9 protein-coding genes are annotated in these 9,789 nt (G+C 63.2%); all 9 read right to left on the minus strand.

Annotated features, from left to right (window positions below):
• Positions 1 to 114: 114 nt before the first annotated feature.
• Positions 115 to 324: a hypothetical protein gene (locus tag NKH02_RS29845; protein ID WP_352873454.1), complete on the minus strand. Its 210-nt coding sequence runs from the start codon at positions 322 to 324 to the stop codon at positions 115 to 117.
• A 693-nt stretch (positions 325 to 1,017) separates the two neighbouring features.
• Positions 1,018 to 1,185: a 50S ribosomal protein L33 gene (rpmG, locus tag NKH02_RS29850; protein ID WP_006201775.1), complete on the minus strand. Its 168-nt coding sequence runs from the start codon at positions 1,183 to 1,185 to the stop codon at positions 1,018 to 1,020.
• Positions 1,186 to 1,338: 153 nt separating this feature from the next.
• The gene (locus NKH02_RS29855; protein ID WP_352883246.1) at positions 1,339 to 1,797 is read right to left on the minus strand and encodes a YqfO family protein; all 459 of its coding nucleotides are present in this window, start codon (positions 1,795 to 1,797) and stop codon (positions 1,339 to 1,341) included.
• Positions 1,798 to 1,908: 111 nt separating this feature from the next.
• Positions 1,909 to 3,087, minus strand: coding sequence for an MFS transporter (locus NKH02_RS29860; RefSeq protein WP_352870838.1), 1,179 nt, complete (start codon positions 3,085 to 3,087; stop codon positions 1,909 to 1,911).
• 16 nt (positions 3,088 to 3,103) lie between these two features.
• Complete coding sequence (locus tag NKH02_RS29865) at positions 3,104 to 3,844, minus strand: NUDIX hydrolase (protein WP_352883247.1); 741 nt, start codon at positions 3,842 to 3,844, stop codon at positions 3,104 to 3,106.
• 86 nt (positions 3,845 to 3,930) lie between these two features.
• Complete coding sequence (locus NKH02_RS29870) at positions 3,931 to 4,377, minus strand: DUF983 domain-containing protein (protein ID WP_352883248.1); 447 nt, start codon at positions 4,375 to 4,377, stop codon at positions 3,931 to 3,933.
• Positions 4,377 to 6,695, minus strand: coding sequence for a ribonuclease R (rnr, locus tag NKH02_RS29875; protein ID WP_352883249.1), 2,319 nt, complete (start codon positions 6,693 to 6,695; stop codon positions 4,377 to 4,379). The genes NKH02_RS29870 and rnr overlap by 1 nt, the downstream gene beginning before the upstream one ends.
• Positions 6,696 to 6,701: 6 nt before the next feature.
• Entirely contained in the window at positions 6,702 to 9,338 is a 2,637-nt protein-coding gene (topA, locus tag NKH02_RS29880; protein WP_352883250.1) for a type I DNA topoisomerase, read from the minus strand.
• Positions 9,339 to 9,540: 202 nt separating this feature from the next.
• Positions 9,541 to 9,789, minus strand: a 249-nt coding sequence (locus tag NKH02_RS29885; RefSeq protein WP_352883251.1) for a hypothetical protein, incomplete at its 5' end; no start/stop codon positions are given.

Here is a 9,789-nt window from a genome sequence, read left to right on the forward strand (position 1 = left end):
TTTCGTCACGAATTAGAGCCGCCGCGCGAGAGGTCAATACCGCCGGCTGCGTCTGCAAGTGGGCGAGTCGATGATGTGTGGTTATGGTGCGATCGCGGAGGGCGGCAGTGGCGTCTAACCGCGAGGGCTTCTTTTGGGCAGCGGCGAACTGTCCATTGGATTCTCGGCAGACTTGGCTGATCGCCGCTCTTTTAGCCACAGGGACTTCTTTCTTCTTGCCAGAATCTCGGCTCGAACGCTGTCTTCGGCGGTCACTCCGCCATGCGTCGCGGCAATCGCGTAGTCGGCTCTGTTGGTTCGATAGTCACCTTTTTGAATGGACATCGTTTCTCTCCCAGTTCGAGGCATTTCCCCCCTTTTAGCATGACGCTGAAACTAACTGCCTATCCATCGTGCGAGTCTACCAATTTGCGATTGTGTTAAAACGATACAGTCCGCAGGCTTGGTGATGGTGCGAGGTGTATGGCGCGCGGCACGTGGAAACGTGCGCGGTGCGCAACCCATGATTTTAGGCGAAGCGCTCCTTCCGGCCTGACCACTTCATCGCACGCACGCACGACAGAAGCCCGCCTTGCGCGGCTTTTCATTGACCCTGTTGAGACCCTTGCCGCAGTCCCGCGGCAGGCGGACTCGAAGCTGGCGCAGGTCCCGTGGAAGGTGCCGAGGGACTATCCGGTTCAGGTTGAGGAGCAGGCTGGGCTGCCTCCTCAGTCAAAGCGTCGTCAGTCCTGGCCTTGATCTCATCGGCCGTCTGCTGGCTTATCAGCCCGTTGCTGACGGCAATGCCCGCAACCAGGGCAACAAGGGCTGCAATGATTGCAGCTTTCAACTTCTTCGATATCCGTAGGGGCCTTGTTCATGACACCCCTGCCAGCCCACGACCAAGGGTGCCGCAACCATGGTGAACGGTCAATCCTTCTGGCTGGACTCTGTGTGCGGATTTAATGAAATCAATTGGTTACAAACAAAAACGCCGCCCATTGGGCGGCGTTTCGGCATTGCAGAAGGAAACCCAGATTACTTGATCTTGGTTTCCTTGAATTCGACGTGCTTCTTGGCGACCGGGTCGTACTTGCGGAACGACAGCTTGTCCGTCTTGGTGCGGCTGTTCTTGCTGGTCACGTAGAAGAAACCGGTGTCGGCGGTCGACAGAAGCTTGATCTTGATGTTTGCGGCTTTGGCCATGATATCAGTCCGTTTGTTCGTGGAGTTTTGGCCGCTGGAGCACGGGGAAACACCCGGACGCGGGAAACTTGGCGCGACACATAAAGAACGCGCCTGGAAAGTCAAGCCCGGCAGGCCCTGTGCGATCCGCCTAGGCCTGCTGGTGGGTGGAAATCATGCGGTTTCCGTCGCCGATACCGCGACCTTCTTCCAGTCTCCGGTCGTGTTCCACCAGCGATTCGGATTGGCGCGATCGTCCAGCCCCTTGGAACGGCTGGCCAGGATCGGCTGAATGCGGATCACCGGTTCCTGGTAGCTGTGCGCCTGGAAAATCGCCTCGACGACGCGGGCGGCCATTGCTTGGTCGTCGGGCAGTTCGAAGGAAACCTCGACCGTGCCTGGGCGGCGCCGCAATTCGGTTTCGGCGCCGGCGGCCGCACCTTCAAGCGGCCTGTAGCGTTCGATGCCGTGCGCCGACTGATAGGCATTGCGGTCATATTTGCCCATGGCCAGCGGCGCTATCGCCACCACCGCGTCCATGATGCGGTCGACATCGGCGGCCGGGGCCTGGAAGGTCACAAGCAGAAGCAGTGTCATTCGTAGCGATGTGGTTTCAAAGCCGCTGTCGATCATGGAAATGTCCTCAAGTGTTTTGGGACACCCTTTTAGCCCTGTGCTCCTGACACGGTTCTGTCAGCAGCCTGTCACCGCGCCATGTCAAATGCAGGGCTAGCGGCAGTCGCGCTACAGCAGGATCTTGCGGACCAGCCTGACGGCGACCAAGGCAATATAGGCGGCGAAGAACAGGCCGAGCGACCAGCCGAAGCCGGACGGGCCGAACGCATCCATGCCGATGCCGATCGCTTGCGGACCGAGAACCATGCCGACGCCGTAGCACAGCACGAAGGCGGCGTTGGCCGACGCCAGTTCGTGGCCGGAAAGCTGCGAGCCGAGATGGGCAAGGCCGATCGTGTACATGGCAGCGACGACGCCGCCCCAGACGAACAGAAGTGCCGCCATCAGGTGCCAATTCTGCGCGAAGAAGGGCATGAAGACCGTGCCGACAAGGCCAACCATGGCGCAGGCAATCAGCAGATAGCGGCGGTCCGTGACGCGGTCGCTGATCATGCCGATGGGGATCTGCAGCAGCACGTTGCCGAGGCCGATCATGGTCAGGAGCAGGGCCGCGTCGGCTTCGGAATAGCCGATGCGGCTGCCGTAGATCGGGAACAGCGCAAAGCCGCCGGTTTCCACCGCGCCGAACACAAGCACGGCGGCGGTCGCCGACGGCACCAGCCAGATATAGCGCAGGAAATTGCTGGTCTCGCCGTCGGAGGCGATCGACGGGCTCTCGTTGCGCGCCGCCAGCACCGGTATGGCGGCCAGCGTCACCAGACAGATGATGACGCCGAACGGTCTGAAGCCGGAACTGCCGAGATGGGCGAACAGCCACGGCCCGGCGGCAAAGCCGAGCGACAGAACCGTGGCGTAGATGCCGAGGACAAGGCCGCGCCGATGCGGCGGCGCCGAGGTGCTGATCCAGAATTCAGACAGGATGAACAGCACCGTCAGCGCGATGTGCAGCACGATGCGCAGCGGAAACCACATCCAGAAATCGGGCGCGAAATGGAAGCCGACAAAGGCCAGCGCGCCGGCGGCGATCATGGCAATCATGGTCCAGGCGACGCCAAAGCGCATGGCGAGCGGTGTGGCGAGCGGCGCTCCGGCGATCGAGGCGAGGCCGGCGACGGCCGTGTTGAGGCCAATCATCGAGGCTGAATGGCCGCGTGTTTCGAGGATGACGCTGAGCAGCGGCATGCCGAGGCCGATGGCTATGCCGACGACACTGATCGACGAGATCGCCGCCACCATCGGCAGCCAGTGTACGCGTTCGTCGCCCTGTTGTTGGGTATCGACCGTCATGGGGATGCTGAATACTCTAGAGAAGTTCGCGGGTGAAACGGTTGCGGACAAGCCGGTAGAAGGGCACGGGACCGCCCGGACGCAACAGCGGATCATGGGCGAGGCGCTTTTGCAGCTCGTCCAGGATCATTCGGGTTATGTCGGGGATGTCGGCTTCCCTGGCCTTGGCAAGTGGCAGCCAGACCAGCTCTTCGAGTTCGTTGGTCGGGCCGCCACCGGGCAGTTCTACCGCGACATCGTCGCGCCAGGCGCTGAAGAAGCGCGTGTCGAAGCGGCGTACCCGGTTGGGCGGCGTGATGGCGCGCGCGACGAAGCGCAACATGTCCAGAGAGGGCTGCACGCCGTGTTCGGCAAAACCTTGCCAATCGGCCCTGGCCGTGGCGAAAGCGCCTTTGCGGCCGATCAGCAATCCGGCTTCCTCATAGGTCTCGCGGATGGCCGACAAGGCGATGGCGCGGGCTCGTGCGGCACTTGTGCGGCCCGGCCCGGCGGTCAGCCTGGCTTCCTGCTCAGGGTGCAATGCGGCGGCGACCGGGATGCGGCTGTCGGCCGGGTCGGTGCGGCCGCCGGGAAAGACGAACTTGCCCGGCATGAAGGCGTGGCCGGCATGGCGGCGGCCCATCAGAACCAGCACGTCATCGCCCTTGCGGTCGAGCAGGATCAAGGTTGCCGCGTCGCGCGGGCGAATTGGCTGGTCGCTATGAGCGATCATGCTCCGCTCGATCTTGGCGACTTCCGCCTTGGTCATACCGTCCATGCGCAGGACCTAGCGGAAACTTCTGGCAAGCGAAAGTGGCCTTTCACGGTCGGTATGTTGCGCCAGGCCGCAAGCTTGGCCGCGCCTCAGGTTCCGGGATGCGGCTCGATCACGTCGTGCTCGCCGCCGAAGCCGTGCATATAGAAGGCCCATTGCAGTCCGATGACGGCACCCTTGACCGGTTGCAGCAGCGCGACCGACATAAGGATGGTCAGCGGCACCCAGATGGCGATGTGCTGCCATGTGGACAAGGTGGACGTCGCCTCCACGCCCATGAAGGCGCCGAGCACGATGTGGCCGACGATGACGATGACGAGATAGGCGGGCAGGTCGTCGGCGCGGTGGTGATGCAGTTCCTCGCCGCAGACACCGCATGTGTCGACGGTCTTGGTGAAAGCGCGAAACAGCTTGCCTTCGCCGCATTGCGGGCAGCGGCCAAGCAGGCCGCGCTTCATCGCCGTCCACAGCGGGCGGGCAGCCCGGCCCGAGTGATGTTCTCCGCCGAAAACCTGTTCTTCCGTGGCTGTTGTCATCATCGTCTCCTGCCGCGCGAACCCGGTCGCGATTGCGACGCGCGGGCGCGGCCCTTGGCCTTGTGAAACGACCGCTTGGAGCCCGGCAAAGGCTTCGGGTCGGTCAACATCTCGAAGCGCATCGCGCCGGCCATCGGCGCCACCTCGACGAGTCGGACCTCGACGCGGTCCGCGAGCTGGTAGCCTTTGCCCGAGCGTTCTCCGAACAGGGAACGGGCGGTTTCATCGTATATGTAGTAATCGCCGCTCAATGTTGACACCGGGATGAAACCATCCGCGCCGTACTGCGGCAATTGGACAAATAGTCCTGATTTGGTGACGCCGGAGATGCGGGCATCGAAACGGTCGTCGATGCGCTCGGCGAGATAGGCGGCGACCAGACGGTCGACCGTGTCCCGCTCGGCCGCCATTGCGCGGCGTTCCGTGCCTGAGATCAGCACCGCGACATCTTCGAGCCGTGCCGCTTCGTCCTGCGTCAGCGCGCCCGGACCGAGGCCGAGTGCGGCAATAAGTCCGCGATGCACGATCAAATCGGCATAGCGGCGGATCGGCGAGGTGAAATGGGCGTAGCGCCTGAGGTTGAGACCGAAATGACCGATGTTCTTGGGCGAGTATTCGGCCTGGCTCTGCGAGCGCAGCACCACTTCGTTGACCAGGCCTTCATTGTCGGCGCCGCGCACACGCTCGAGGATGCCGTTGAACTGGCTCGGCTGCATCTGCGCGCCGCGGGCCAGCGACAGGCCAAGCGTCTGGAGGAACTCGCGCAGCGATTCCTGTTTGGCGAGCGATGGCGCGTCATGGACGCGGTAGACCAGTTCCTGCTTCTTCGCCTCGAGCGTCTCGGCTGCCGCGACATTGGCCTGGATCATGAATTCTTCGATGAGCTTGTGGGCATCGAGCCGGTCCGGCACGATGACGCGATCGACCGTGCCGTCTGGCTTGAGCAGGATCTTGCGCTCCGGCAGGTCGAGCTCGAGCGGCTGGCGGCCTTCGCGGCCACGCTTGAGGATCGCATAGGCCTCCCACAACGGCTTCAGCACCGTATCGAGGATCGGGCCGGTCTTCTCGTCCGGAGCGCCGTCGATCGCCGCCTGAGCCTGGCTGTAGGCGAGCTTTGCCGCCGACTTCATCATGACGCGATGGAAGGAGTGCCTGAGCTTGCGGCCCTCGGCCGAAAAGATCATGCGCACCGCCAGCGCCGGACGGTCCTGGCCCTCGCGCAGCGAGCAGAGATCGTTGGAGATGCGCTCGGGCAGCATCGGCACCACGCGATCCGGGAAATAGACTGAATTGCCGCGCTTCAGCGCCTCGCGGTCGAGCGCCGTGCCATAGCGCACATAGGCCGCGACATCGGCGATCGCCACCGTGGCGACCACGCCGCCGGGGTTCTTCTCGTCGAGATCCGGCGTGGCGAAAACGGCATCGTCATGGTCCTTGGCGTCGGCCGGATCGATGGTGACCAGCGGCAGGTCGCGCCAGTCCTCGCGGTGAGCAAGCGTCGCCGGCTTGACGGCTTCGGATTCGGCGATGACGTCGGCCGGAAAGATATGCGGAATGTCGTGGGCGTGGATGGCGATCATCGAGACCGCCTTTTCGCTGGTCAGCGAACCCAGCACGTTGAGCACCTTGGCTCTCGGCAACCCATAGCGGGAGGCCCGCGCGGGCTCGACCTCGACCAGGTCGCCGCTTTTGGCGCCGTTCTGGAATTCCTTGTCGACGATCAGTTCGGGCTGGCGCCGTTCCACCGGTTCGATGCGGAAGGTGCCATCCTGCAGGATGCGAAAGACACCGAGCACGGCATCAGTGCGCTTTTCGAAGATCTTCACCACCCGTCCGGTGTATGCCGGGCCACCCAGGGCGACATTCGTCTCGTCGGCGGGGAAGGTCTTGGCCAGCACGCGGTCGCCAATGCCGGGCGCCGGTCCACCACCACTGCGCGACAGGCGGATGGAAACAATGGGTGGCGGTCCATTGGCTGTGTGTTCGGTGGGACGCGCCAACAGAACGCCATCAGCGTCACGGTCAAAAATATCGAGGACCGTGACGTGGGGCAGGGCACCGACGCGGGCCAACCCTTTGCGCTCCTTGGTCAGGAAACCTTCGTCCTGCAGGTCGCGCAGCAGATCCTTCAGCCAGATGCGGTCGTCGCCGCGCAGCGCGAACGCCTTGGCGATGTCGCGTTTTCCGGCGCGATCGGGATTTTCGGCGATGTAGCGCAGGATTTCGTCACGCGAGGGCCGATAGTCGTCCTTGACCTTGGCCCTCGTGTCGGCGGTGCGCGGATCGCCGTGGGTTCTACCGGTGATCTTGCGCGCCACGCCGTCCTACCCTTTTTTCTTCGCTGCCGGCTTCTTGGTCGCCGTTTTCTTGGCTGCCGTTTTCTTCGTTGCCGGGGCCTTGGCCGCGGCCGCCTTGCGGAACGGCTTCTTGCCGCCGCCGCCCTTGGCTTCCTTCTCGGCAATCAGCGCCAGCGCGTCCTCGATGGTCACCGACTGCGGATCCCTGCCCTTGGGCAGGGTGGCGTTGATCTTGCCGAAATTCACATACGGCCCGTATTTGCCGTCGCGTACGACGATCTTGCCGCCGCCATCGGGATGGTCGCCAAGCTCCTTCAACGCAGCGGCGGTGCCGCCATTGCGGCCGCCCTTGCCCTTCAACTGCTTCTCGGCGATCACCGACACGGCGCGGTTCAGGCCAATCGAGAACACGTCCTCGATGCTGTCGAGATTGGCGTAGGTGCCGTCATGCAGAACGAACGGGCCGTAGCGGCCGAGCCCGGCCGAGATCATCTTGGCCGTTTCCGGATGCTGGCCGACATCGCGCGGCAGCGACAGCAGCGCCAGCGCCTTCTCGTGGTCGATCGATTCTGCCGTCCAGCCCTTGGGCAGGCTGGAGCGCTTGGCTTCCTTGCCGTCGCCGCGCTGCAGATAGGGGCCGAAGCGGCCGCTGCGCAGCGTGATTTCCTCTGACGTGTAGGGATCCTTGCCGATGACCTTGGTGCCGTCTTCGCCGCCGCCATTCTCGCCATTGGGATTGGCGGCGTCGCCGAGCTGGCGGGTGAAGGAGCATTCGGGATAGTTCGAGCAGCCGACGAAGGCGCCGAACTTGCCGAGCTTCAGCGACAGGTTGCCGGTGCCGCATTTCGGGCAGATGCGGGGGTTCGAGCCGTCTTCGCGCGCGGGAAACACCAGCGGCGCCAGTTCCTCGTTAAGCGCATCGAGCACGTCGGTGACGCGCAGCTCCTTGATGTCCGTGACGGCGCCCGAAAAATCCTTCCAGAAATCGCGCAGCACATCCTTCCAGGCGAGCTTGCCGTCGGAAATCTCGTCGAGCTTTTCCTCGAGGGACGCGGTGAAGTCGTACTCGACATAGCGCTTGAAGAAGCTTTCGAGGAAGGCCGACAGCAACCGGCCCTTGGCCTGCGGCACCAGCCGGCGCTTGTCGATGGTGACGTAGTCGCGGTCCTCGAGCGTCTTCAGGATCGCCGTATAGGTAGAAGGCCGGCCGATGCCGAGCTCTTCCAGCTTCTTGATCAGCGAAGCCTCGGAATAACGCGGCGGCGGCTCGGTGGTGTGCTGCGTGGCGTTGATCGCCTGGCGGACCAGCTGCTCGCCGGCGCGGATCTCGGGCAGGCGGCGGCTTTCCTCGTCTTCCGCATCGTCTTCCTTCTGGTCGGTGTAGGCGGCAATGAAGCCGTCGAAGCGAATGACTGAGCCGATGGCGCGAAGCTCGGCGGTGCGCGATCCGTTGACCGCCTCGATCTCGGCGGTGGTGCGCTCGATCTCGGCCGGCTGCATCTGGCTGGCGATGGCGCGCTTCCAGATCAACTCATAAAGCCGCATCTGGTCGGAATCGAGATACTGCCTGACCGATGCCGGAGTGCGCATGAAATCCGTCGGGCGGATCGCTTCGTGCGCTTCCTGGGCATTCTTGGCCTTGGTCGTGTAAAGGCGCGGCTTTTCCGGCAGGTATTTCGGGCCGAATTCCTTGGCGATGGCATCGCGTGCGGCGTCGATCGCCTCCGGCGCCATCTGCACGCCGTCGGTTCGCATATAGGTGATCAGGCCGGTGGTCTCGCCGCCGATCTCCATGCCTTCATAGAGGCGCTGTGCCACCTGCATGGTGCGGCTGGCCGAGAAGCCGAGGCCCGATGAGGCGGCCTGCTGCAGCGTCGAGGTGGTGAAGGGCGGGCCCGGATTGCGCTTGGTCGGCTTGGCTTCCACCGACACCGCCTTGAAGGTCGCGCCTTCGAGCATCGACTTGATGTCGTCGGCCTGCGCCTTGTTGGAAATGTCGAGCTTTTGCAGCTTCTTGCGGTCGAAGGCGGTCAGCCGCGCTTCGAAATTCTCGTTGCGCGGCGTGCCGAGCAGAGCGGCTATCTGCCAGTATTCCTCGCGGATGAAGCGCTCGATCTCGGATTCGCGGTCGCAGACCAGACGCAGCGCAACCGACTGGACGCGGCCGGCCGAGCGGGCGCCCGGCAGCTTGCGCCACAGCACCGGAGACAGCGTGAAGCCGACGAGATAATCCAGCGCCCGGCGGGCGAGATAGGCATCGACCAGCGGCGCATCGATCTGGCGCGGATTGGCCATTGCTTCCAGCACCGACGATTTGGTGATGGCGTTGAAGACGACGCGGCTGACCGGCTTGTCCTTCAGTGCGCGCTTCTGCTTCAGCACCTCCAGCACATGCCAGGAGATGGCTTCACCCTCGCGATCCGGATCGGTGGCGAGGATCAGGCCGTCGGCATCCTTGACCGCCTTGGCGATGTCGGCAAGCCGCTTGCCCGAAGCGGTGTCGACCGCCCAGGACATGGCGAAATCCTCGTCCGGACGCACCGAGCCATCCTTGGCCGGCAAATCGCGGACATGGCCGAACGAGGCCAGAACCTTGTAGTTCTTGCCGAGGTATTTGTTGATTGTCTTTGCCTTGGCCGGCGATTCGACGACGACGACGTCCATGAGGTCTCATATCAGCTGTGGTGCGGCAGAAGAATTCCGCTGCGCGCGACGAAATCTTGTTCTATTTGTCGCTCACATGGCGGCGCTTTTGCATCCGGTCAAGGGGAAGCGCCCAAATTGCGGAGCTCTCCGCAGCAATACACTCTTAGAGTGTATGGTGAAAATCACAGAATTTTGGGAAAGGGAGTTGGTGGTCCCCGAGTCACCGGAAACGACCCGATCTGTTTTCCACCGAGTCGCTGAAATGCCGCCCCGAGCCATAACAGGCGGCTTTAATAGCAAGCTGTGGCGCCGGTCGCCGGCTGAAAGAGGGATGCCCGGCGACCAGCCCGTGTTCCGCCATCGGGCGACTGGGTATCGAGTACCCTAGGGCCTGTTGAGATTCAGGATTCCACTTTGAGCCTGATTGTGATTCAAGCTTTGAATGGCGCGATTTGTACTGACGGACGCC

The organism is Mesorhizobium sp. M1396, assembly GCF_040317725.1.
In the GTDB taxonomy this organism is placed as follows: Bacteria; Pseudomonadota; Alphaproteobacteria; order Rhizobiales; family Rhizobiaceae; genus Mesorhizobium.